Source organism: Saccharospirillum salsuginis, from assembly GCF_014651855.1.
Classification (GTDB): domain Bacteria; phylum Pseudomonadota; class Gammaproteobacteria; order Pseudomonadales; family Natronospirillaceae; genus Saccharospirillum; species Saccharospirillum salsuginis.
Genome location: NZ_BMXR01000023.1, coordinates 1 through 22,864, shown reverse-complemented (window position 1 = coordinate 22,864; position 22,864 = coordinate 1). Strand labels below are relative to the sequence as shown.

The following is a 22,864-nucleotide window of genomic DNA, read 5'->3' as shown; positions in this document are numbered from 1 at the left end:
GTGCCCAAACGCCCGGGCGTACCCGAAGACCAGACCACCTTCGACAGCCTGTTCCAGGCCTTCGGCGAGCCCATCGTTCACCTCTACGACGTCGGCCCCATCGTTGACTGGGAGAAAGGGCGGCCCTACACCTCGCGCACCAACACCGGCCACTCGATGCAATTGCGACCGGTTCAGGTCGATTTGCTGCAACGTGCGCTGGAGGCGATCAACCTGCCGGAAGACGAACGCGGTCATCCACTCCCCAACACCTATGTGCTGCTGGCCGACGCCGACAGCACCGAGGCGGACATCCGCGCCGAGATCGAAAAACAACTCGGCAGCGGCCTCACCGAGGAAGATTGGCAACTGGTCGAACAACAACTCGCCCCGCTGACCCCGACCGAACCCAAAATCCTCGACCTGACCTGGCTCTACGCCGACCTGCTGTTCCGCGCCGCCGCCGAACGGTACGAAGACCCGGAAGTCCAGAAACTGATCCAGGACCTGGAAGAGCTGGAGGAACTGAAAGAGAACGTCCCCCGGGACCCGTGGTGGCTGCGCTATAACCTCTTCCCGACCGAGGAGAAGTTCGTTACTGCCGTTCTGGAACGCACTAAAAGCGCCCTCGACGACCGGCTGGACGACCTCTACGAGGCCCAGAAAGACGCGAACCTGATCCCCTACCGGCACGTGAACCGCGAACTGCTGGAATGGATCGACCAGGCCCTGTTCACCGTCGCCACCTTCTTCGTGCCCATCGAAGGCTGGCTCATCCACTCCGGCCAGGCCTTCCTGGCGCTGATGCGCAGTAAATACTTCATCGGTGGCGCCGCGCTCGGTCTTGGCGCCTACTCGGGCGATGCCCAGGCCGGGCGGTTCAAGACGCCGGATCTGACGGTGGCCAAGGGGGCGGTGCGTGCTACCGCCGCGAAAACCTTGTTCGACGACGCCGTGAAATACGGCTTGCAGTTCAAAGGCGTGAACGCGCCAAAGCATCTGGCTTTGGATGGCAGCGTTGGCCCGGTTCGCCAACGACTGATCGGCGAAGCTCCGGAAGCGTTACTACCACCCGCACCCAATGGCCACCATTGGTTCCGCAACGCGGACGGCAGCTACAACACCAAACGCAACCCCGGTTACAATGGCCCGCGCAAGGAGTACGATCACGAGGAACGGCGGTTCTTTGAGAGCGGCAAGCATAAGACCACGCCGGGAACCAACAGATATAAGGCTGAGTTTGCCGAGGATGCGGCTTACGCCAAGATGATAGAAGAGGGCCACCAACCCTTGCCGGGGTTCCGGCGACCGGCCTATGGGCAGCATGGCATCGATGGGATTTTCCTGAATGCCAATCCGCCGCCGACTTACATCATTATTGAAGCCAAGTACCACAAGAGCTCCTATGGTTCGATTAAAGGTCCAGATGGAAAAAGGATTAAACAGATGAGTGACAAATGGATCGAGTCGAAAGCTTATCAGCAGGCTGATGATGATGTTTTGTTCGCTGTTCAGGATGGGGATTTCGATAAAATTGGACTACGGTATAGGCCTGATTTGGATAGAGTTGTTAAGGAGGAAATTACATGGTGACCCGACAAACAGAGTTTGCGGATGCCCATAAGCTCGAAGACTATTTGGTGCGCCTCGAAACCAAGGGCATGCCAAGATTTAATTCTACTTTAAATCGGGCAGACATCGATGAACGTAGGCGAGATATAAGCTCATACTCACGGTTTAAAACTCAACTTCAAATTGTATTCCTTAAATACACCCTTGGCTATCGCATTGAAGATGTGGCAGTTGAGTGCCAACAGATGCTGGAATTCTTTGAATATCATTTGAATCACCAAAGATCTCCATTCGACATGGACTTTAGCCAATACATTCTTAGTGTATGGGCTCTATCTGCAGGTTTCTTGTTCAATGCTAACCCTAGCGATGACTTGTTGAAGAAGATTCCATTTTCCGGAAGGGATATGTTGGTGGATAGGCTGCTTCATTGTTTTAACAGGGCACATGCCCCGACACAGGAAGTACTATTCCCACGAGTTTATGGATCTCTACTTCAGGCACTAGGTCAATACGACACTGAACCGAGAAACACCTTGATATCCAGGTTTTTAAGTGGGTACTTTGATGGTTTGAAGCACTACGAGGCGTTTTGGAGTGAAAGCCATTTAGAAGCGGACCCTCGTTATTATCGACACTTCGGGTATTGGGTTTTTGAACTCGGAACCTTGGTGATTGACGCAAGATGGGACGATTATGAATTTAAAGGAAGCCCTATTTATCCAAAGCAATTGGTGGATTGGAAGCGTACCCAGTAAGGCAAATGGATCATAGGGAAGGGTATCTTCCTCCCACCACCTGCTTAACCTGCATTCACTAAAATGCCAACAAACACACCCAAAAACTGTTGATTTTTACAGTGTTTCATGAGTGAATGGACAGGTGCGTTGTACGCACACAACGCATGAAAAACGGAACACAGAAAGGTCGCACTATCGACACAGTTGATCACTAAAGAAGCGCTACCTCCGGGTGCTACCAACACCCGAAGATAGCTGACCATCACAGACTGATAAGGAGTCTACAATGGCTACGCACTATAGTACGCCAGAATCCCGCTCGTCCCAAAATAATTGTCTCACCATCTTGTCCCATCCCGTTCGCCGACGAGGCGACTTCTATTCCCTGAACGATCTGCATGAAGCCGCTGGGGGTGACCCTGGGCACCATCCGGAGCGGTTTTTGGAGTCGCCTTTTGGGCGGGTTTGGGTGGATGAATCGCAGGAAGGTCGCGCACGGCGTGCGCTCCTACAGGAGGGGGCCGGTGGGTCGGTTTCTGTTTTTGCTCGACGGGAGTTGGTTCAGGCGTATGCGCTCTGGGTCGGTGAGGGGGTTGCTCTGGCGGTGTTGCGGGCTTTGGGTGCGACGCCCTGTCCGGCGGTGCCGGACGGGGAGCCCGTCAGCCGGTACGATCTCGGTTACGTGAAAGATCTGCGCTGGGATGACGACCGGCCGGGCGATATCGCCTGGTGGGAGTTCGACGGTCAGGACACCCTCACGGCGGAGGAAGCGGCCGGGCGCGGGCGGGATTTCTTCGAGCAGACGCGCCGTCTGGCGCACATCAGCCCCGGGGATGCGGAAATGGCGCTGAAGCACAGTCTGATGCGGCTTATGGACGGCAGTTTTCCCGGCCGGGGCTTTCGCTATTGCGAAATGGTGTTCTGCGAGTGGCTGAGCCGCGCCGCCGTGGCGTGGATGGCGTCCAACGAGTATGAAGCGTTGCCTTTGGCGCCGTCGCAATAGGGGCTCGTTCGCTGTACCAATATAGATAGACGCCTGCCTGTTCGTTGTTCCCGGTATAGGGCAGCCCGTGTGAACGGAATCACATTCGTTGCTAAGCTGTTCAGACCTTGAATGAAGAGGCAGGCTCTATGTGCGGCGCCATCTACAACGTTACCGATTTTCCCTTGCTCGAACCCATTCTCGACATGGCCGGCTATTCCGAATCCGAGATCGAAAAAGTGTTGGGCAAGAAAGAATGCCGGCCGACGGACTCGGTGCTGGCCATGGTGCCGACTCGAGAAGGTCCGCGTCTGATGCCCGCCACCTGGTGGCTGAAGCTGGACAAGCGGACGCTAAAGCCCGACACCCGCTGGGCGACGTTCAATTGCCGGTCGGATCATATTCTCACCTCGAAGCTGCACACCATCCCGCCGAAGAGTTTTCGCTCCGTTGTGGTCGCGAACGGGTTCTTTGAGTGGCAACCGGTGTATTCTGGGGGTCGCCTGTTTACTGATTTGACCGAGGCCGAGCAGGCCAAGCCGCCGAAGCCGATTCGCAAGCAGCGCTATCTGGTGCACACGCCCGGGCAGTTGATGCTGCTTGGGGCGTTATGTAAGCACTGGCTGGATGAGGCGGGGGAGCCGAAGGTGTCCACCGGGATTATTACTTTGCCGCCCCATCCGAGGTTTCTGGATGTGCATCACAAGTCGTTTCCGTTGGTGTTGAAGCCGGAGGAGCTGGAGGATTGGTTGAATCCGAAAGTGGAGCATTCGGCGTTTGAGGCGTTGTTTGGGGTGACGGATGTTCGGGTGGAGGTTGAGGCGCAGGCGGTGAACGATGGGGATTTTTCGGCGTTGGATACGGAGCCGTTTGTTTTGAGGCCGGTGGGATAGGTAGATTGACCCTCTCCCCTAGCCCCTCTCCCGGGGGGAGAGGGGAAATATATCGGGGAGAGGGAAATGTTTAGTCAGTGGCGGAAGTCGAGGCCCAGGGTGGAGTGGAGGAGTTTGAAGCTGGTGTGGCGTAGGCGCTGGCTGATGATGCGGGTGACTTTCCACAGGACTTTGAAGGCGAGTTCGGGCTCTTCCTCGGACATGCGACGCAGCTGGCGGCGGGTGGTGATGACGAAGACGGTCGGTTCGATGGCTTCGGCCAGGCCGCTGCGCGGTTCGCCGTCGATCAGTGAGAGTTCGCCGAAGGTCTGCGATTCGGTGAGGGTGACGAGCGGATAGACGGTGCGGTTCTGGGTGGTCTTGCTGATGCGGATCTTGCCGCTGACGATCAGCCCCATGTAGTCGGCCCGGGCGCCTTCGTAGAAAATCACCGTCCCCTTGTCGACTTCGTAGGCGGTGAAGTAGGCGCCCAGCTTGCGGATGTCCTCCCACGGCAGTTCGTTGGCCCAATTGGTCCGATCGATCAATTCGGCGACGAAGTCGTTGGAATAGCTGATGGGCTTGAGTTTTTCCATTCCGGTACGGCTAAGGGAGGTGTGTGGATAAGTTAATCACCTCGCCCGCCATCACGCAATCGAACTGATCACTTCCCACTCTTTCTCCGTGACCGGGCTCACGGAAAGCCGTCCCTGGCGCAGCAGGGCCATCGAGTCCAGGCCGGTCTGCTGTTTCAGGGTCTTGAGGCTGACGGTTTGCGGCCAGCGGCGCTTGAAACGCACATCCACCACCCACCAGCGGGTATTGTCCGCCGTGCTCTTGGGGTCGAAATATTTGGACTCGGGGTTCAGCGCGTCCGGGTCGGCGTAGGGCTGGCCGATGACTTCGCCTTCTCCGACGATGCCGGGCACCGCGCAGGAGGAGTGATAAATCAGTACCCGGTCGCCGGGCTGCATCTGCTTGAGGAAGTTGCGGGCCTGGTAGTTGCGAATGCCGTTCCAGGGTTCGCCATTGGGGCCTTTGGCCTCCAGATCGTCGAGCGAAAACTCGTCCGGTTCGGTCTTCAGCAGCCAATTTGCCATATCTTTACCTCGATTAATGTCTCACGGGCACAGAAATATTTGATTTTCGTCACAGATTTGTCACATTACATGCGCGACACTAAGGTGTCGACCGGGTTTAGAACACTGTCGAGGGTGTTTTTACCCGGGAAGCAAGACCTATCCATAACCATTACTATAAAAGATCGCCATCCTATGAAACGCAGTAAACCGGATATTCTGGTGACGTTGGCGCTGATACTCGGTCTTGGAATGATTTTGAGTGGCATGACGCAGGGAGATGATCGCGAGCGCCGCAGCAGCCAAAATGCCAAAGCTTCAGGCATATTATTGGGCAGTGAGGTCGACCGGTAACCCCGGCGAACCGCCCCGTCTTTCGCATAATGAACCCTCTTCGGGCCGGGCCGATCCCCGGCACGTCGGGGGTTTATTCATTCAATAAATGCCCCGATCGGTCGCCACCTTGGCCAGCGGAATGTCCCAGGGTTCCAGCGGCACCCGTTCCACTTTCTGACACTCATGCGCCACGCCGATCCGGGCCGGTTCTCTTGGCCAGCGGTCGCGGTGGGCGAAGGTGCGATCGTAAAACCCCCCGCCCATGCCCAGTCGCCCGCCGGCCTCATCGAAGCCGACCAGGGGCAGCAGCACCCAGTCCAGAAACCAGGGCGGAATCTTGGTGCCGCGAACGGGCTCGGGAATGCCGAAGCGGTTGTTCTTCATTTTCGCGCCCGGGTACCAGGGGCGAAACCAGAGCCGGGGTTGCAGCGGATGCAGAACCGGCAGATACACCTGTTTACTGTCGGAATGCAGGCGGTGCATCAGCGGTGTCACGTCAATTTCCCCATCATTGGCCCAATAGAGCGCCACATGTTCGACGCGTATATAGTCCGGCTGGGTGGTCAATTGGCGGATCAGGCCACGCGAGGCAAGGCGTTGTTGTCGGGGTGTCAGTTCACGGCGCGTGGCACGCAGGGTCTTGCGCAGACGGCGCTTTTCCTGGGCGGTGATCACGTCGGAATGGGAGGAGGAGAGTTCGTGAAAATCGTTAGGCATAAGTGAATGTCCCCAGACTACCGCTGCCGTGTGAGACCTTGAACCGTTCAGTCCAAGGCGGTGGTTCTCGTGACAAATTAGGCTTTCCGTCTAGCGGACATGCTCACATCGCCATCTAAGAAGCACCTAAAATCTATTTATCGGCTCAGGACTTTGCACAGCTGGCGTATAGCCCAGGGACACCCCTGATTATAATGAAAATGCGCTGAATGACAGTCTTGACATCCGGATTTATTGCAGGCGTTTATCCCTACGTTCTGTAACACGGTCGCGGTCAGGCGCGGCCGGCGTCCTCGTCCGGATCAAGCTCCATCGGGATGTCGATCTGTTCCGGCATGGCCGCGTCGATCTTGCTCTCCAGCCGGGCGAGGGCGTCCAGATCCTGGGTGACGACCGGTTCGCGATCGATCAGCTCCCGGGTCAGGTTCAGGGCGGCCATAACGGCAATACGCTCGATGCCGAACACCTTGCCGGTGGAACGGATTTCCTTCATTTTCTTGTCCAGCGACCGCGCGGCCTCTTCGAGCTTGGGTTCTTGCCCTTCGGGGCAGGCGACCCGGTATTCGCGCTCCAGGATGGTGACGGTCAATGTCTTATGTTCGTTCATCCCGATTGCTCCAGGGTCTTGAGGCGTTCGATCATGGCTTCCACCCGGTCGCGCGCCAGCTCATTCTGCTTGATCAGTTTGGCGCGCTCTGCCTGCCAGGCCGAGCGTTCCGCCTTCAGCAGGCGATTGTCCTGCTCCAGACGCTGACTGTGTTCGATCAGCGCATCCAGCTTCTGCTCAAGACGTTTCAGGGAGGGTTCAGACATTTGGACAGGCCAGCGTTGTTTACGGTGCTCTACTATATAAACCGGGCTGTGGGCGGGTCAACGACTGCGGTCACAGGTTGGAGCATGATAGCATCCGCGTCAGAGACCAGCATTGATTATACTTTGGAGGCCCCGACTCTATGTCCGATACCACACCCGACGCACCCCAGATGCGCTACGAGGACCTGGCCGAATTGTTCCGGCGCATGGGGTCCGGCCAGTCACCGACCACCCTGCACGGCTCACTGACCGGTGTCCTGGCGGCCGGTCACCGAATGAGCTCGGAAGACTGGGTGGCCTGGGCGGTCGATCTGCTCGGCCCGAGCGAGACCGTCGAGGAAGGCCACCATGTGATCCTCAAGGGGCTGTACGTCAGTACCCTGTCGGCGCTGGAAGACACCGGCATGTCGTTCAAACCGCTGCTGCCCGCCGACGACGCGCCCCTGGCCGACCGTCTGGAGGCGCTGAGCGACTGGTGCGGTTCCTTCCTCGGCGCGTTCGGCACCGTCGGCGTGGTCTCGGAAGGCAAGGAAATCCCGGAAGAGATCGAAGAAGTGCTCGAAGACCTGTCCGCCATCGCCCAGGTCGACACCGAGAACGACGAAGACGCCCAGGCCGAGGAGGATTTCGTCGCCATCAGCGAACACGTCCGCATGGGCGCCCTGACACTCTTTCTCGAATACAACCAAACCCAGTCCCCGGACGGCGACACGCCGACCGTTCACTGAGGAGACCGCATGAAACGCATCAGCAAGGCGGAATTCGCCGACCGTCGTGCCCGTCTGATGGAGCAGATGGCCGACAACAGCATCGCCATTATCCCGGCCGCGAACGAGACCATCCGCAACAACGACGTCCATCACCCGTTCCGCCAGAACAGCAACTTCATGTACCTGACCGGTTTTCGCGAGCCGGACGCCTTCGCCGTCCTGATCCCGGGTCGTGAACAGGGCCAGTACATCCTGTTCGTGCGCGACAAGGACCCGGAACGTGAAATCTGGGACGGCTACCGCGCCGGCCCCGACGGCGCCGTCGCCGAATACGGCGCCGACGACGCCTTTCCGATCGACGACATCGACGAGATCCTGCCCGGCCTGATGGAAGGCCGCAGCCGCGTCTACTCGCAAATGGGCGTCGACGATGCGTTCGACCACCAGCTGATGACCTGGGTGAACCAGATTCGCAGTAAAGTCCGCACCGGCGCCCGCCCGCCGGAAGACTTCTCCGACATCAGCCACCTGCTGCACGACCTGCGGTTGATCAAATCCAAGCAGGAACTGGCCATTATGGCCGACGCCGCCGCGATGAGCGCCCGCGCCCACAAACGCGCCATGAGCGCCTGCAAACCCGGCATCATGGAATACCAGCTGCAGGCCGAGATCGAACACGAGTGCATGATGGCCGGCAGCCCCTGGCCCGCCTACTCCGCCATCGTCGGTAGCGGCGCCAACGCCTGCATCCTGCACTACATCGAAAACACCGGCAAAATCGAAGACGGCGAACTCGTGCTCATCGACGCCGGCGGCGAACTCGAATACTACGCCTCCGACATCACCCGCACCTTCCCCGCCAACGGCCACTTCAACACCGAACAGCGGGCCATCTACGACCTCGTCCTCAAGGCCCAGTACGCCGCGCTCGACCAGGTCAAACCCGGCAACCCCTGGATCGCCCCGCACGACACCACGGTGCGCGTACTGACCGCAGGGCTGGTCGAACTGGGCATTCTGAGCGGCGACGTGGACGACCTGATTGAGAAAGAAGCGTTCAAACCGTTTTTCATGCACAAAACCGGGCACTGGCTCGGCATGGACGTGCATGACGTCGGCGATTACAAGGTCGGTGGCGAATGGCGGGTTCTCGAGCCCGGTATGGTGTTGACCATTGAGCCCGGGGTGTACATATCCCCGCACAACACCGACGTTGAAGAGCGGTGGCGCGGCATCGGCGTGCGCATCGAGGATGATGTGGCCGTTACCCGTGACGGGCACGATGTGTTGACCAAGGATGTGCCGAAAGAGCCGGCGGAGATCGAAGCGTTGATGAATGGGGGGCAGAGTAGTTTGTTTTAGGGATGATTAACCATCCGTTAGCCAAATAGTTCCGTCCGTGGTGAGTTTTCATTCCATGGTGGGCGGTGCCCACCCTACGTGGCCCTGGCAATCAGGGTTAGTGGTGGATGGTAGGTTGGCTCATTCGGGGATATCTGAGGCATGGATGCCGAAGCTAAGCCCCCATGGACGGGTTCACGGCGGCCCCGAATGAGCCTGCCTGCCAGCCACCACGGGTTCCAGGCACCGATTGGCAACCCCACCATACAGCCGGCCATTTACAGATACCCGACCCCGGCCGATTAAAAGCTGGACAACCCCGTCACAGCGCTTATGTTTACCCCCAAGCCCCAAAAGGGCTGACACCCGAATCGCGTTCCTAGTGACCCTAGAACCCCACAACAAGAAGGAAGTTCGCCATGAGCTTGTTTGATCATGTCGAGTTCGACAACCACGAACAGATCAATTACGTCTGTGACCCCGAATCCGGTCTCAAGGCCATCATCGCCGTTCACAACACCCATCTCGGACCGTCGCTCGGTGGCACCCGCATGTACCCCTACGCCAGCGAAGACGATGCCCTGACCGACGTCCTGCGCCTGTCGCGCGGCATGACCTACAAAAGCGCCATGGCCCGGCTGCCGCTCGGCGGCGGCAAATCCGTCATCATCGGCGACCCGAAAACCCAGAAGACTCCGGAACTGCTGCACGCCTTCGGCCGCTATCTGGAGCGACTGGGCGGCATCTACATCGCCGCCGAAGACTCCGGCACCTCCGTACCGGACATGAAGATCGTTCACGAGACCACCTCCTACGTCACCGGCTACCACGAAAAGGTCGACAAAGACGGCACCACCAAGTCCGGCGACCCGTCGCCCGCCACCGCCTACGGCTGTTTCCTCGGCATCCAGGCCGCCGTTAAACACCAGTTGAAGCGCGACGATCTGAGTGGCCTGACCGTCGGCATGCAGGGGCTGGGTAACGTCGGCTATCGCATGGCCAAGATGCTGGCCCAGGCCGGCGCCAAGCTGGTGGTGACCGACGTCAACACCGAGGTTCTGAAACAGGCCGAGCAGGAATTGGGCGCCACCGTCGTCGGCCTGGATGAGATCTACCGCCAGAAGATGGACATCTTCGCCCCGTGCGCCCTGGGCGCAACTGTCAATCCGGCCACGCTCAAGGAACTGGATGTCTCGATCATCGCCGGTTCCGCCAACAACCAGCTGGACACCGCCGAAACCGGTCGTCTGCTGCACGAGCGCGGCATCTGCTATGCGCCGGATTATGTAATCAATGCCGGTGGCATCATCGACGTCTGCTTCGAAACGCTCGGTGCCTACGACAGCGACAAAGTGAACGCTCACATCGAGGGCATTCACGACACCCTGATGGAGATTTTCGAGCGCTCCGCGCGCGAGAACATTCCCGCCAGCGACCTGGCCGACACCATTGCCCGGGAACGTCTGGCCAAGGGTGAAACCACGCTGGAGTATCGCCGCACGGCCTGATCCTGCCCGCCGCGCCCCCGCCATGGGGCGCGTGCACCCCAGCCAAACCGGTTGGCGCGCTCCCCCGTATGCGACATACTGCGGGACTGTGCAGATCAGTGGGGTACGCATGTCTCTTGAGACCATTCTCTACGTCGAAGACGATCCGGATATCCGGGCCATCGCCGAACTGGCGCTGGTATCCGTCGGGGGGTTCCGGCTGGTGCCCTGCAGTGGTGGCCAAGAGGCGCTCGACGTTCTGGAAGATACCCGCCCCGACCTGATTCTGCTCGATGTCATGATGCCGAGCATGGACGGCCCCGAAACCTTGCGCGCCATCCGTCGCCAGCCGGCGCTGGCGGACATCCCGATCGTATTCATGACCGCGAAGGTTCAGCCCGACGAAGTGGAAGACTATCTGGACATGGGCGCCCTGGGCGTGATCGCGAAACCCTTCGACCCGATGACGCTAGCCGACCAGGTACGCACCCTGTGGCAAAGGTCCCGGGGCTGACTTTACTCAGTAGGACACGCTCAGAAGGACAACACCCGGTCACGACCGGCGTCTTTGGCCCGGTAAAGGGCCTGATCCATGGAATAAAAGATCCCCTCCAGTTCGACACTGACGGTCGAGTCGCTGACGCCGGCACTGAACGTCGCCTGAAACGGCCCCTTGGGTGAATTGAAGGTCATCGACCGAAAATCCTCCAGCAGGGATTCGACCAATCGGGTCGCCTGAGCGCAATCGGTGCCGGGCAAAATCAGGATAAACTCTTCGCCGCCGTATCGACCGACCAGATCGGTGGTGCGCAGCCGCGATCGCAGCAGCTTGGACAATGAACGGATGACGATGTCGCCACTGTCGTGACCGTGGGTGTCGTTGATCTGCTTGAACCGGTCCAGATCGATCAGTGCCATCGACACCACCTCGCCGGACCGGTTGGCCAACTGACAGTGCCGTCGCGCCTGCATCATCACGTGGCGATGATTGAGTAAACCCGACAGACCATCGGTGGTTACCTGGTGCTTGAGTGATCGGGCCCGTTGCGCGCGGTTGCGCACCTGACGCACCAGATCCTGCGGCGGCATGCCTTTCTCCAGCAGGTCATCGGTGCCGATGCCGATCAACCCGGCGCGTTGCTGCGCCTGGTATTGGTTGCCGGTCAGAAACAGAATCGGCAGTGTCGAGTAGCGTTCGTGCATGCGCAACATCTGGGCGATTTCGGGCCCGACGGCCAGCGGCATGTTGATGTCGAGCAACAGGATGTCCGGTTCGAACTGATCGATCTTGAGAAAGAGCTGTTCCGGGTCCGACTCCACCAACACCGTCATGCCCTGCTCGTCGAGCAGGGTTTCGTAGTATTGGGCGACATCGGCCTGATCGTCGACGATCATGATGCGAATGCAGGGGTCCTCGGCATCGCCAGCCACGCGCAGAAGATGACGCACCACTTCATCCGGCGAGACGGGCCGAATCACGCACCCCATGACACCCGCACGCACCAGCGCCAACTGGGAGTCGAGATCCATCTGATCGGTGATTACGATCGTCTTCACCGCCGCTTCTTTCAATCGTTGCAGGGGCACCAGCAACGGAGCGATCTGGTCGTCTTCCGCGCCGGCCTCGACGACGGCGACTTTCGCCGTTCGGCTCAGAACCGTCAGGTTGGCGGTCTCATCGAGTGTATGTGTGTCGACCCGCAACCCTTCGGCTTCGATCGCGTCCGACAATAAGGAGCCGTTGCCGTTTTCGACCGCCGGAAAATACAACACGGCCTGACTGTCCCGACCGTTGCCTTCTTCCAGCGCAATACGAGCCGAATCGCCATTCTGCTCGTGTTGCGCCTGGTGCAGGGACTGGGACAGTCGCTGATGAAAGGGAGACAGCAAGGTATGGATTTCACGGGCGCTGAGATAGCCGGCGTTGTATTTGCTGAGGCAATCCCGGGCGACGTCCTCGTACCGGGCGGCCGCCTCGTTCACCCGGGGCAGGCCGAAGGTCCCGCTGCTGCCTTTGAGGCCATGCAATTGGTCGGTCAGGTCGCGCAGATCATCGACCTCGAAGGTGGTCGTGGACAACCGGTTCCAGACCGCGCCCAGGTCCGCCTCGATCATCGGCAGCCGGTTCCGGTAGGCGGCGATCAACTGGTCCAGCTTCGCCTGAACATCGGTCATGATCCGTACCTTTTCGTCGAATCGTTTTCGTGCCCTGCGTCGTCTTCGTCGGTCCCGTCGGCCATTGAGACCGGTCGGGAGGCAAAGTCGACATGAAAACAGGCACCCACGAAGCGGCCGCGTTCGAAGTCGATCCGCCCCTCCATCTGCTCGGTCAATTCCCGGCTGATGGCCAACCCCAGCCCGGTCCCCTCCTGAGCCCGACGGGCGCTGGCGTCGGCCTGGGAAAAGCGCTGGAAAATCCGCGAGCGAAAGGCTTCGGGGATCCCCGGCCCCTGATCGATCACCTCCACCCTGCTGTTGCCGGCGTCGTGCCGCAACACGATGCGAATCTGCGACCGATCCGGACTGAACTTGATCGCATTGCTGATCAGGTTATCCAGAATCTGCCGATAACGCACGGGGTCGACGTGAATCTCCCGGTCGACGCGGGGCGTCTCACGGATCAGGTCGATGCCTTTGACCGCCGCCAGGGCCTGATTGCTGTCCACCGCTTCGTTCACCAGATCGGTGACCGAATGCCAGTCGAGGTGAAAGGACATGCGGCCGGTCATCAGCCGGTTCACGTCCAGCAGGTCGTTGACCAGTGTTTGTAATCGCTCGCTGTTCTTCAGGGCGATGTTCATGACCGGTATGGCCTCTCGCGGCATCTCGGCGATGACGTCGGATTGCAGCAACTTCAGCGATCCGGACAGGGAGGTCAGTGGTGTCCGCAATTCGTGGCTGACGGTGGAGATGAACTCGTCCTTGGCGTTCTGCAGTTGCCGGCTCTCGGTGATGTCGCGCAAGGTCAGCAAAATGGACCGGCTGTATCCGGAAGTGACCGAGGCGGCGCTGATCTCGTACACGCGCGGCTCGGCCTCTTCCTCGTACAGAGTCCAGGTCGCTCCCTTCACGGCATCGCCTTCATCGATCCGCCGTTTCACGGTGGCCAGCGCGTCGGGCGATACATGGATGCAGTCTTCCAGAGCACGCCCCTGTGCGTCGTCCGGCTCCAGCCCCAACACCTGTCGACCGGTCTCGTTGATGCGCTCGATGGTCCAGTCCTCCGGCCGCAACAGGATCAGGGCGTTGGTGGACTGCGAGAACAGGGAAACAAAACGATCTTTCTCGTGCTCCAGCTCTTCCTGATATCGCCGCTGTTCTTCCATCAGCAAATTGAAGGCGGCATTGAGCCGCCGAATCTCGACCAGCTTGGATACGGGCAGGAACCGATGATCGCCGGGGTGATGCACCAGATGTTCGATGGCCCGGGTAGAATCGTTCAAGGGTTTCAGATTGCGATACACCAGCCAGACGGCCAACACGACCACCACCGCCAGGATGGCCAGCGAGACCAGCGCGAACCGAACCAGACCCGAGACCGCCGGTTGGGCGATTTCCTCGAAGGAGGCGACCGATACCAGCGTCCAGCCGAGCACTTCCAGCCGGGCCTGGGTCACCAGGGCATCGCCGGCCGCTCCCAGATCCACAACACCGTCTTCGCGCTGGGCCACGACATGACGCACCACCGGATCGAGTTCCGGGTCGGGCAGCGGCTGGATGCCACCGGCCAGGTCGGGGTGGCGTATCGCGTAGCCGTTGTCCAGATCCAGAATGTAGAGTCGTTGGCTGGCCTTCAGGGGCAGCGGATTGGCGGTCAGGGCATAGAAGTCGTCGTCCGTGAGGTCGAGAATGGCCGTCATCAGGCCAAGCAGCTCACCTTCCGGTGATCGGATCGGCGCCATGAAACTGAGCAAGGGCAATCCCGTGGTTCGGCCGATAATCGGCCCCGCCATGGCCAGTTTGGGGTCGTCCAGGATGGCCCGGATATGAGGCCTGTCGCCATAGGTGGTACCCACCCGCCCCGGAACCGGGATGGACTCGGCGATGGCTTTCCCGTTCGCGTCCATCACCACCAGGCCTTCGCTGAACAACCCGCCCAGCCGGGGCAGGATGCGCAGGCGCTCGGTGAGCACGTCCACCGGCAGCAATCGGCCGCGCTCGTCGACCAGCGTTTCGGCGAACTGGTCCAATTGGTATTTGCGCTGCATCAGATCCCGGTGGATCATTTCGGCATGGTAGGCGGAATTCCGGCTCAGCGCCTCGGACGACTGCGCCAGAATATCCCGGGTCAGAACCTGATACGCCGTCAGACTGATCGTAAACGCTGCGAACAGCGTACTGAGCATGACAATGGCGATGCTTCGGCTGAACAGGGATGCCTGCCCACTGATGGGGATGCGGGGACTGACCAAAAGAGACCTCATTCCGTCTTGCCGGGCAACTCGTCACAGCGATTCGAACCCGAGTTAGCCCTTTGGCTATTTGTGCCATCGACACTGGCCTACTAGCATAGCTACGAAACCCGGTGTTTGCCGGACCAACCACCCTATTATCCGAGCCGTCGACCCACTATGTACGTGCTGATTCTCGAAGACGATCCCATGATGCGGGAATTGCTGTGCACCATCGTGCAGAGCCAGAACCCAAGCGCGGTACTGCTGGAGGCGGAAACGCTCGAAGAGGCACAGTCGCAGTGGGAGGAACACAAACCCGGCCTGTTGTTGTGTGACTGGACCCTGCCGCAGGGTGAAGACGGTCTGGATCTGGTTCGGCACATTCGAAAAACCGACCGGGAGACGCCCATTCTTATGGTCACCGGCCGGGGAGACCGTCAATCGGTGATCAGCAGTGCGCGGCAGGGCGTCGACGATTTCATCGTAAAGCCCTTCGATCCGACCGAAGTCGGGCGCCGGCTGCAACCCTATCTGATACCGGACGGCATGAACCTGGCTACCCCGGAGGCCTCCTTGCCTGCGCTGGGGGATTGGCTCGCGCCGGTGGATGACCGCGTCCGGAACGTGACGCTGATGACCGGTGCCCGGGATGCCCTGGGCACCCTTACCCAGGATGAGGAACCAACGGCGCGCGAATTGAACAAGCGCTGGCGTGACAGCCCGACCATCACCAGCCGCCTGATCCAGATCGCCAACAGCAGTCTGTTCAAGCGCTACGGCAAGGCCGTGAACAACCTGCTGGATGCGATCAATGCCATGGGGGTAACCATGGCACTGAATCAGGTGGTCGCGTTGTCGATGAACGATCACGACAGTCTGCGCCACCCTCATTTGAAGTTATGGGCCGACCACTACGCCGAAGAATCCCAGGCCATCGCCGACACCGCCGCCGACCTGGCCAACCGTCTCAAGATCCCGGTATCGCTCGCTTATACGGCGGGTCTGCTGCACCGGCTGGGTGAAATCACCCTGCTCCAACTGATTCAGCATTATCTGGACCAGGGCGGGCACGCGGTCGACCACGACATCGACTCCGCTCTGACGCACCACGCCCAGGCGTACGGCAACGCCATCAAAACGCACTGGCAACTACCGCTGGACCTGCGCGAGCGGGTCGGTGCGACGCATTGGCTGGCAACGGATGCGGTTCGTCGGGAATTGATCCTGATGTCGGTCGCCGCCAGCCGCGCCAAAGGGGATACCTCAAGTGCCACCTACCTCAGGCGTCTGCGCGCTCTGGGGCTGGAAGGCTGACAGCACCCTGAACAAGGGTTGTGACTACAAAAACAATCAGGGTCTGCCATGACGTCGTCCAATACAGATACATCGTCGTCCCCATCCGACCTGCCTTACGACAGCTGGCGCCTTCAGGCGATCCTGGAAGGCACGCGGGCCGGGACCTGGGAATGGCACGTGCAGACCGGCGAGACCATTTACAACGAGCGCTGGGCCGAGATCGTCGGGTATCGACTTGATGAACTGCACCCCACCACGTTCAATACCTGGCAGCACTTGGTCCATCCGGATGACCTGCCGGAGTCCCGGGCGATCATGCAGGCGCATATGCGCGGTGAACGGCCGGAGTACGACTGTGTGTACCGTATGCGACATAAAGACGGTCATTGGGTCTGGGTGCACGATCGCGGCAAGGTGATCACCCACACCGACGATGGCCGGCCGGAAAAAGTGTTCGGCACCCACCTGGATGTGACCGAACGGCGCGAGGCGGAGCGAGCCAATGAAGCGGCCCAACGGGAACTGGCCGAACGCGAAAAACTGCTGCGCACCATCATCGACAACATTCCCATCAACATTTACGTCAAGGACCGGTCGTTTCGCAAAGTGCTGGCGAACCGGGCTGAGCTCGACTTTCTGGGCGTCGCCGATGAAGCCGAGATCATCGGCAAGCACGACAGCGACCTCTATCCCGACTATTTGATCGAGCAATCGCAACGTGAAGACAACGAGGTCGTCAACGAAGGACGCCCCATTGAGATAGCGGAAGACGAAAGCTCGACGCCCGACGGCCAACCGGTCTGGTTCAAGGTCTCCAAACTGCCGTTGAAAGATGAGCAGGGAGAGGTCGTCGGCATTGTCGGCATCAGCCTCGACATCACCAATGAAAAACGGGCCCGGGATCAATCCCAACGACAAATGGAAGCATTGACGATCCTGAACGAGATCGCCGCCGATACCGAACTGACGCTCCATGACCGGTTTCGACAAGCCCTTCAACTCGGCGCGGATTACCTGGGATTGGAGCTCGGGATCATCAGTAACATCCAGGGCGATCGCTATACGGTGAAATGGTTCGTGGCGCCGGCGGAATCGCCTCTGCATGAAGACCAGGTGTTCGATCTGGGTACCACATACTGCCGTCTGGCACTGAACAATCGGGGCGATCTGGCGATACACCACATGGAACACTCCGAATTCGCCAGTCATCCCTGTTACCAGGCGTTTGGCCTGGAGGCTTATACCGGCGTCACGGTTTACGTCGACGGCCAAGCGTACGGGACCCTGAATTTCTCGTCTTCGAAGCCGCGCCCCCCTTTCACCGAGGGTGAAAGAGCCTTTGTACGTCTGCTGGCTCGCTGGGTAGGCTCGGCGCTCGACAGCGAACGGGCCGAGCAGGCGCTGAAGGAAAACGAAGCCCGGTTGCGTGCCTTATTCGAGCTATCGCCGCTGGGCATCGCCCTGGTCGAGCCGGGCAGTGGTCGCTTTATCGACATTAACCAGGCGGTGGCGCAACAGACCGGTTACAGCCGGGAGGAACTGCTCGGGATGACCACCTGGGACCTCAGCCCCTCCGAATACGACGCACGAAAACGAGAAGAACTGAAACGCCTGCACGAAGAAGGCCGCTACGGACCGATCGAGAAGGAATTTACCCGCAAAGACGGCTCGCGCTACCCGGTCACGATTAATGGGGTGCGCGTATTGGATCGATCACAAGGGGCTCTGATCTGGTCGATCATCGAAGACATCAGCGAGCAGAAACGCATCGAACGGTTGAAAAATGAATTTGTCTCCACCGTCAGTCATGAACTGCGCACACCGCTCACCTCGATCGGGGGGTCACTGAAACTGCTGGCAAACGGAGTGCTCGGCAAATTGCCGGACAAGGCGGCTGAACTGGTCGCCATCGCCGATAAAAACACCCAGCGACTGGCCTGGCTGGTCAATGATCTGCTGGACATGGACAAACTGTTGTCCGGGGAGATGCGTTTCCATTGGCAGGCGCTGAACGTTGACGACGTCATCCAGCAGAGCCTGGAGCACAACCAGGCGTTCGCCGATCGGTTCGGCATCCGTTTCGACTACGATCGTACCGAGTGCACCGTTCGTATCCGTGCCGACGTTCAACGGTTGGACCAGGTATTGACCAATCTACTCTCCAATGCGGTGAAATTCTCGCCCGCCGGTTCGAGCGTTTCGGTGACCTGCGAGTGCCGCGACGGGACGGCTCGCATCCGGGTTTCCGATTCCGGGCCCGGCATTCCCAAGGCATTCCAACCCAAGCTGTTCCAGCGATTCGCCCAGGCGGATGCGTCGGATTCCCGCCAAAAAGGCGGCACCGGTCTGGGCCTGGCCGTCAGCCGCGAACTGGTGGTCCGCATGGGGGGACAGATCGATTTCGAGACCGAGGAGGGCCGGGGCACCTGCTTCTTCGTGGACTTCCCGATCCTGGCAGCCGACTGAATCACCGGTTATCGATCATCTATGGATAGAAGAAGTTGATTTAAGCCAAAATGCGACTATGACTTGAAATCACGGTTCGCCGAACCGACTTTTGAATGAACCCGGTGCAAACTACCAACAGCACCGCAGCTTCAAAAGCACATACCATACTTTACGCTGTTGCATCTTCAGGGAGGCATACATATGTCACTGCGCATCAACGACACAGCACCCAACTTCACCGCCCAGACCACCCAGGGTGAAATCGATTTTCACCAGTGGATCGGCGACAGCTGGGCTATTCTGTTCTCGCACCCGAAAGACTTCACCCCGGTGTGCACCACCGAGCTCGGTTACATGGCCGGCCTGCAACCGGAATTCGACAAGCGCAATACCAAGATCATCGGTCTGAGCGTCGACCCGGTGGACAACCATGAAAAATGGTCCAAAGACATCGAGGAAACCCAGGGGCATCTGCCGAAGTACCCAATGATCGGCGACACCGACCTGAACGTGGCCAAGCTGTACGATATGCTGCCGGCCAGCGAAGGCGACAGCTCCGAAGGCCGCACTCCGGCTGATAACGCCACCGTGCGTTCGGTCTTCATCATCAGCCCGGATAAGAAAATCCAGCTGATCATGACCTACCCGATGACCACGGGCCGCAACTTCGACGAGGTGCTGCGCGCGCTGGATTCGATTCAGTTGACCAAGAGCCATCAGGTCGCCACACCGGTGAACTGGAAGGACGGCGACGATGTCATTATTCCGCCGGCGGTCTCCGACGAGGAAGCGCAGAAGAAATACCCGCAGGGCTATCGCACACTGAAGCCCTATCTGCGCATGGTCGAACAGCCGAACAAGTGAGCTCGGCAGCAACCGTCGTAGGGTGGGCACGGCCCACCATGCCGTGCCTCAGGAGTGAGCCCGAGCTCGAGCATAATTCCATGGTGGGCCGTGCCCACCCTACGGCTATTTATTGGCCGACGCCGGGATGCCAGGCCAGACGTACCATGTCCGCCCCACAACCCCCTTCGCCAACCAACCAGTGTTACACTCCCGGTCCCGACACCCACGCGTTAATGGACTGCCCGATGAATACCTCTGCCCGCCCGGCTGACGCTCCCAAACCGGCGTTGCGCCTGCCCGAATTCGTCGCCTTGATGGCCCTGATGGTCGCCCAACTGGCGTTGAGCGTGGATGCGATGTTGCCCGCGCTGCCGGACATCGCCTCCGACCTCGGGGTCACCGACCTCGCCCGTACGCAGATGATCATTTCCTTTCTGATTCTGGGCATGGCGATCGGCCAGTTGTTCTACGGTCCGTTGTCGGATGCCATCGGTCGCAAGCCCGCGATTCTGTCCGGGCTGGCCTGCTTCGTGTTGGGCGCGGTGATTTCGATGCAGGCGGAAACGCTGACCGTCATGTTGATAGGCCGTTTGATCCAAGGGTTCGGCGTCTCCGCGCCGCGCATCGTTTCCGTGGCCTTGATCCGCGATCAGTATATTGGCCGCGCCATGGCGCAGGTGATGTCGTTCATCATGATGGTGTTTATTCTGGTGCCCATGCTGGCGCCGGCGGTGGGACAATTGATTTTGCGTTTCGCCGGTTGGCGGGCAATTTTCGGCATCTTCATCGGGCTGGCGATCATCGTCGGTGTCTGGTTCGGGGTGCGTCAGCCGGAGACACTGACTCGGTCGAAACGGCACCCGTTTTCCTGGATCCGGCTGTGGTCCTCCACCGTTGTAGTGGTGACCACTCCCACCGCCATGTGGTTCACCGCCGCCACCGGTTTCATCATGGGCGCCTTCCTGACCTATCTGAGCACGTCGCAGGCGATCTTTCAGGACGTCTACGGGGTCGGCGATCGCTTTCCGCTCTACTTCGCCTTGCTGGCATCCGCCATCGGCCTGGCGTCATTCACCAATAGCCGTCTGGTGATGCGGTTCGGCACTCGTCGGATTACCTACGTGGCGGTGAGCACCTTTATTACTGCCTTTGCGGTCTTGCTGCTCCTGGCGTTGGCTCAGGGTGGCACACCCGCGTTTGGGCTGTTTATGGGGCTGGGCGCGGTCGGCTTTTTCGGGGTCGGGCTGCTGTTCGGTAACCTCAACGCCATGGCGATGCAGCCATTGGGGCAGGTCGCCGGATTGGGCGCGGCCCTGGTCGGCTCGATCGGCAACTTCATGGCTGTGCCTCTGTCGCTACTCGTCGGCCAGTTCTACAACGCCACACCCGTGCCCATGCTGGTGGCATTTGTAGTGTACGGTGGCCTCGCCCTGGCATGTATGCGCCAGGGGATGGCGACCCATGTGGATGAATGACGACTACTGGGTATTGTGCAGACCGATCCGGTTGCCTTCACTGTCCTCGAAGTGCCCGACGAAGCCGAATTCGCCGATGCTCATCTTAGGGTTCAGAATCTTTCCACCCTGTGCTTCGGCCCGACCGAGCGTGGCGTCGATATCGTCAGTATTGAGATAGACCATCGAGCCCTGATGCGAGGGTACGTACGATTCGGCCAGCATCAGGGTGCCGGATGCTCCATACTGCCCCTGTTCGGATGGGAGCCAAGCCATCGTCAGGGGACCCATCTCCTGTCGTTTCAGCTCTGTTTCAAACACCGCTTCGTAAAATGCGATCGCGCGGTCCATATCGGTCACTGGTATTTCAAACCAGACGGCGTGTTGGAAGGAAGTGGCCATGAGTGTCGCTCCTTATGTAATGACGGTACGCCCTAAGCGTCCAACTGGAGACACCACTATAGCCCACTCCGGCGCCTAGATACTGTCCACTCTACGAAACCGGCCGATCCATCACCACAAACGAATAATCGTAGGGATTCGGCCCTTCGGCCTCATAGTCTTCCCGGGCCACCTCCCGATAAGCGTTCAGGTCGATCTCCGGGAAATAGGCATCCCCATCGACTTCGGCGTGTACCAGAGTCACGTACAACCGGTCCGCGCGGGGCAGCGCCTGGGCGTAGATCTCGGCCCCGCCCATGACGATCACTTCCTCACCACCGTTGATGACGGTGTCCGCCTCGGACAGTTCGATGGCCTCGTCCAGCGAATGCACCACCTTGACACCGGCGGCCTCGAAGCCGGTATCCCGGGTGACGACGATGTTGGTTCGATTCGGCAGCGGCCGGCCGATGCTCTCGTAGGTCTTGCGGCCCATGATCACCGGCTTGCCGGTGGTGACCCGTTTGAAGTATTTCAGGTCGTTCGGCAGGTACCAGGGCAGCTTGTTGTCGCGGCCGATAACGCGGTTTTGGGCCATGGCCCAGATCAAGGCTATGCGCACGGGTTGCTCCATAGGGGGTTTGGGTGGCTATACTACCCCAAGCGAACGGGTATCTTGCACCCACCCGGAAGAGTCGCTAAAGTTCGCCACCCCTGATTCCTGACCAAAGAGGCAGCAATGACCGCCATTCCCTCAGAGATCCAGCAAGTTCGGAACGAGGCCGACTGCCTCTTTACAGAAGCCCAGGTGGAACAGGCCATAGACAACATGGCCACCGACATCTCGCGGGATCTGGCGCATCGCAACCCCATCGTCTTCAGCGTGATGAACGGTGGTCTGGTGCTGACCGGCAAGCTGGTTACCAAGCTCGGTTTCCCGCTGGAGATCAGCTACCTGCACGCCACCCGCTACCGCGACAAGACCCAGGGCGCAGACCTCGAATGGCGCACCTACCCGCAACAACCGCTGAAGGGCCGCACGGTGCTGATCGTCGACGACATCTACGACGAAGGCTCGACCCTCGGCGCCATCGTCGACCATTGTCGGGAAGAAGGCGTGGAAGACATGCACATCGCCGTCCTGGTCGACAAACAACACGACCGCAAGGCCCGTCCGGACATCATTCCGGATTACATCGGCCTGCAATGCGAAGACCGCTATGTGTTCGGCTACGGCATGGACTACAAGGGCTATTGGCGCAACGCCCCGGGGATTTTCGCGGTGAAGGGTCTGTAATCTGTAGGGTGGGCATGGAGGCTGTGAAAGTATCCCTTCTTTAAGGTTAAAATCACGGCTTGCTATTCAAAAGGAGCTTTCCAGTGCCTGCCCGCCGCTACAAAACCGGCCAAAGCCGTC

22 protein-coding genes, 1 other RNA gene and 1 pseudogene are annotated in these 22,864 nt (G+C 59.6%); 14 read left to right on the top strand and 10 right to left on the bottom strand.

Going from position 1 to position 22,864, the window contains the following annotated elements; genetic code table 11:
* The 4 genes and pseudogenes from IE111_RS24100 to IE111_RS24085 form a co-directional block, all read left to right on the top strand.
* Positions 1-1,572, top strand: a pseudogene (locus tag IE111_RS24100) (hypothetical protein); the annotation flags it as partial.
* A complete protein-coding gene (locus tag IE111_RS24095) occupies positions 1,566-2,309 on the top strand; it encodes a PoNe immunity protein domain-containing protein (protein ID WP_189613786.1) in 744 nt (247 codons plus the stop codon). The pseudogene IE111_RS24100 and the gene IE111_RS24095, both read left to right, overlap by 7 nt.
* A gap of 538 nt (positions 2,310-2,847) precedes the next feature.
* Entirely contained in the window at positions 2,848-3,294 is a 447-nt protein-coding gene (locus tag IE111_RS24090; RefSeq protein ID WP_189613783.1) for a hypothetical protein, read from the top strand.
* Positions 3,295-3,422: 128 nt separating this feature from the next.
* Positions 3,423-4,166 carry an SOS response-associated peptidase family protein gene (locus IE111_RS24085; RefSeq protein WP_189613781.1) on the top strand — a complete coding sequence of 248 codons (744 nt, stop codon included), beginning with the start codon at positions 3,423-3,425 and terminating at the stop codon, positions 4,164-4,166.
* Positions 4,167-4,240: 74 nt separating this feature from the next.
* Here IE111_RS24085 and IE111_RS24080 read toward each other — a convergent pair whose 3' ends face one another.
* Positions 4,241-4,741: a Crp/Fnr family transcriptional regulator gene (locus tag IE111_RS24080; RefSeq protein WP_189613779.1), complete on the bottom strand. Its 501-nt coding sequence runs from the start codon at positions 4,739-4,741 to the stop codon at positions 4,241-4,243.
* A gap of 51 nt (positions 4,742-4,792) precedes the next feature.
* Entirely contained in the window at positions 4,793-5,245 is a 453-nt protein-coding gene (locus IE111_RS24075; RefSeq protein WP_189613777.1) for an EVE domain-containing protein, read from the bottom strand.
* Positions 5,246-5,419: 174 nt separating this feature from the next.
* Between IE111_RS24075 and IE111_RS24070 the strand changes: the two genes are divergently transcribed.
* Complete coding sequence (locus IE111_RS24070; RefSeq protein WP_189613776.1) at positions 5,420-5,578, top strand: hypothetical protein; 159 nt, start codon at positions 5,420-5,422, stop codon at positions 5,576-5,578.
* Between the two features lie 81 nt (positions 5,579-5,659).
* Here IE111_RS24070 and IE111_RS24065 read toward each other — a convergent pair whose 3' ends face one another.
* The 4 genes from IE111_RS24065 to IE111_RS24050 form a co-directional block, all read right to left on the bottom strand.
* A complete protein-coding gene (locus tag IE111_RS24065) occupies positions 5,660-6,277 on the bottom strand; it encodes a 5-formyltetrahydrofolate cyclo-ligase (RefSeq protein ID WP_189613774.1) in 618 nt (205 codons plus the stop codon).
* Positions 6,278-6,282: 5 nt separating this feature from the next.
* Positions 6,283-6,460, bottom strand: a non-coding RNA gene (gene ssrS / locus IE111_RS24060) — 6S RNA.
* A 91-nt stretch (positions 6,461-6,551) separates the two neighbouring features.
* Positions 6,552-6,884, bottom strand: coding sequence for a cell division protein ZapA (locus tag IE111_RS24055; protein ID WP_189613772.1), 333 nt, complete (start codon positions 6,882-6,884; stop codon positions 6,552-6,554).
* Entirely contained in the window at positions 6,881-7,090 is a 210-nt protein-coding gene (locus IE111_RS24050; RefSeq protein ID WP_189613770.1) for a TIGR02449 family protein, read from the bottom strand. The genes IE111_RS24055 and IE111_RS24050 overlap by 4 nt, the downstream gene beginning before the upstream one ends.
* 140 nt (positions 7,091-7,230) lie before the next feature.
* Here IE111_RS24050 and IE111_RS24045 point away from each other — a divergent pair, with 140 nt between their 5' ends.
* The 4 genes from IE111_RS24045 (at position 7,231) to IE111_RS24030 (ending at position 11,142) form a co-directional block, all read left to right on the top strand.
* A complete protein-coding gene (locus IE111_RS24045; RefSeq protein ID WP_189613768.1) occupies positions 7,231-7,818 on the top strand; it encodes a UPF0149 family protein in 588 nt (195 codons plus the stop codon).
* 9 nt (positions 7,819-7,827) lie between these two features.
* On the top strand, positions 7,828-9,162 hold the full coding sequence (pepP, locus tag IE111_RS24040; RefSeq protein ID WP_189613767.1) for a Xaa-Pro aminopeptidase: 1,335 nt from the start codon (positions 7,828-7,830) through the stop codon (positions 9,160-9,162).
* A gap of 398 nt (positions 9,163-9,560) precedes the next feature.
* Entirely contained in the window at positions 9,561-10,649 is a 1,089-nt protein-coding gene (locus IE111_RS24035; RefSeq protein ID WP_189613765.1) for a Glu/Leu/Phe/Val family dehydrogenase, read from the top strand.
* 109 nt (positions 10,650-10,758) lie between these two features.
* On the top strand, positions 10,759-11,142 hold the full coding sequence (locus tag IE111_RS24030) for a response regulator (RefSeq protein ID WP_189613763.1): 384 nt from the start codon (positions 10,759-10,761) through the stop codon (positions 11,140-11,142).
* A 20-nt stretch (positions 11,143-11,162) separates the two neighbouring features.
* Here IE111_RS24030 and IE111_RS24025 read toward each other — a convergent pair whose 3' ends face one another.
* Both IE111_RS24025 and IE111_RS24020 read right to left on the bottom strand, forming a co-directional pair.
* Positions 11,163-12,803 (bottom strand): diguanylate cyclase, encoded by a 1,641-nt coding sequence (locus IE111_RS24025; protein ID WP_189613761.1) that lies wholly within the window; start codon positions 12,801-12,803, stop codon positions 11,163-11,165.
* Positions 12,800-15,040 carry a sensor histidine kinase gene (locus IE111_RS24020; RefSeq protein ID WP_189613758.1) on the bottom strand — a complete coding sequence of 747 codons (2,241 nt, stop codon included), beginning with the start codon at positions 15,038-15,040 and terminating at the stop codon, positions 12,800-12,802. Before IE111_RS24020 ends, IE111_RS24025 begins: the two co-directional genes overlap by 4 nt.
* Before the next feature lie 159 nt (positions 15,041-15,199).
* Between IE111_RS24020 and IE111_RS24015 the strand changes: the two genes are divergently transcribed.
* From IE111_RS24015 to IE111_RS24000, 4 genes are all read left to right on the top strand, one after another.
* Positions 15,200-16,336, top strand: a complete 1,137-nt coding sequence (locus IE111_RS24015; protein WP_189613757.1) for a response regulator — start codon at positions 15,200-15,202, stop codon at positions 16,334-16,336.
* 48 nt (positions 16,337-16,384) lie between these two features.
* A complete protein-coding gene (locus IE111_RS24010; RefSeq protein WP_189613756.1) occupies positions 16,385-18,784 on the top strand; it encodes a PAS domain S-box protein in 2,400 nt (799 codons plus the stop codon).
* A gap of 183 nt (positions 18,785-18,967) precedes the next feature.
* Positions 18,968-19,630: a peroxiredoxin gene (locus IE111_RS24005; RefSeq protein WP_189613754.1), complete on the top strand. Its 663-nt coding sequence runs from the start codon at positions 18,968-18,970 to the stop codon at positions 19,628-19,630.
* A 227-nt stretch (positions 19,631-19,857) separates the two neighbouring features.
* Positions 19,858-21,087: a multidrug effflux MFS transporter gene (locus IE111_RS24000; RefSeq protein WP_189613751.1), complete on the top strand. Its 1,230-nt coding sequence runs from the start codon at positions 19,858-19,860 to the stop codon at positions 21,085-21,087.
* A gap of 3 nt (positions 21,088-21,090) precedes the next feature.
* On the opposite strand, the gene IE111_RS23995 is transcribed toward IE111_RS24000, so the two are convergent.
* The gene (locus IE111_RS23995) at positions 21,091-21,468 is read right to left on the bottom strand and encodes a VOC family protein (RefSeq protein ID WP_189613749.1); all 378 of its coding nucleotides are present in this window, start codon (positions 21,466-21,468) and stop codon (positions 21,091-21,093) included.
* Positions 21,469-21,559: 91 nt separating this feature from the next.
* Positions 21,560-22,069 (bottom strand): dihydrofolate reductase, encoded by a 510-nt coding sequence (locus IE111_RS23990; protein WP_189613748.1) that lies wholly within the window; start codon positions 22,067-22,069, stop codon positions 21,560-21,562.
* Positions 22,070-22,186: 117 nt separating this feature from the next.
* On the opposite strand from IE111_RS23990, the gene IE111_RS23985 reads away from it, so the two are divergent.
* Positions 22,187-22,744 carry a hypoxanthine-guanine phosphoribosyltransferase gene (locus IE111_RS23985; RefSeq protein WP_189613745.1) on the top strand — a complete coding sequence of 186 codons (558 nt, stop codon included), beginning with the start codon at positions 22,187-22,189 and terminating at the stop codon, positions 22,742-22,744.
* Positions 22,745-22,864 lie beyond the last annotated feature (120 nt).

Bases quoted from the DNA above. Each gene is read 5' to 3' on its own strand.
- IE111_RS24095 (WP_189613786.1), top strand. From the start codon at position 1,566: ATGGTGACCCGACAAACAGAGTTTGCGGATGCCCATAAGCTCGAAGAC.
- IE111_RS24085 (WP_189613781.1), top strand. From the start codon at position 3,423: ATGTGCGGCGCCATCTACAACGTTACCGATTTTCCCTTGCTCGAACCC.
- IE111_RS24080 (WP_189613779.1), bottom strand. From the start codon at position 4,741: ATGGAAAAACTCAAGCCCATCAGCTATTCCAACGACTTCGTCGCCGAA.
- IE111_RS24075 (WP_189613777.1), bottom strand. From the start codon at position 5,245: ATGGCAAATTGGCTGCTGAAGACCGAACCGGACGAGTTTTCGCTCGAC.
- IE111_RS24070 (WP_189613776.1), top strand. From the start codon at position 5,420: ATGAAACGCAGTAAACCGGATATTCTGGTGACGTTGGCGCTGATACTC.
- IE111_RS24065 (WP_189613774.1), bottom strand. From the start codon at position 6,277: ATGCCTAACGATTTTCACGAACTCTCCTCCTCCCATTCCGACGTGATC.
- IE111_RS24055 (WP_189613772.1), bottom strand. From the start codon at position 6,884: ATGAACGAACATAAGACATTGACCGTCACCATCCTGGAGCGCGAATAC.
- IE111_RS24050 (WP_189613770.1), bottom strand. From the start codon at position 7,090: ATGTCTGAACCCTCCCTGAAACGTCTTGAGCAGAAGCTGGATGCGCTG.
- IE111_RS24045 (WP_189613768.1), top strand. From the start codon at position 7,231: ATGTCCGATACCACACCCGACGCACCCCAGATGCGCTACGAGGACCTG.
- pepP (WP_189613767.1), top strand. From the start codon at position 7,828: ATGAAACGCATCAGCAAGGCGGAATTCGCCGACCGTCGTGCCCGTCTG.
- IE111_RS24035 (WP_189613765.1), top strand. From the start codon at position 9,561: ATGAGCTTGTTTGATCATGTCGAGTTCGACAACCACGAACAGATCAAT.
- IE111_RS24030 (WP_189613763.1), top strand. From the start codon at position 10,759: ATGTCTCTTGAGACCATTCTCTACGTCGAAGACGATCCGGATATCCGG.
- IE111_RS24025 (WP_189613761.1), bottom strand. From the start codon at position 12,803: ATGACCGATGTTCAGGCGAAGCTGGACCAGTTGATCGCCGCCTACCGG.
- IE111_RS24015 (WP_189613757.1), top strand. From the start codon at position 15,200: ATGTACGTGCTGATTCTCGAAGACGATCCCATGATGCGGGAATTGCTG.
- IE111_RS24010 (WP_189613756.1), top strand. From the start codon at position 16,385: ATGACGTCGTCCAATACAGATACATCGTCGTCCCCATCCGACCTGCCT.
- IE111_RS24005 (WP_189613754.1), top strand. From the start codon at position 18,968: ATGTCACTGCGCATCAACGACACAGCACCCAACTTCACCGCCCAGACC.
- IE111_RS24000 (WP_189613751.1), top strand. From the start codon at position 19,858: ATGAATACCTCTGCCCGCCCGGCTGACGCTCCCAAACCGGCGTTGCGC.
- IE111_RS23995 (WP_189613749.1), bottom strand. From the start codon at position 21,468: ATGGCCACTTCCTTCCAACACGCCGTCTGGTTTGAAATACCAGTGACC.
- IE111_RS23985 (WP_189613745.1), top strand. From the start codon at position 22,187: ATGACCGCCATTCCCTCAGAGATCCAGCAAGTTCGGAACGAGGCCGAC.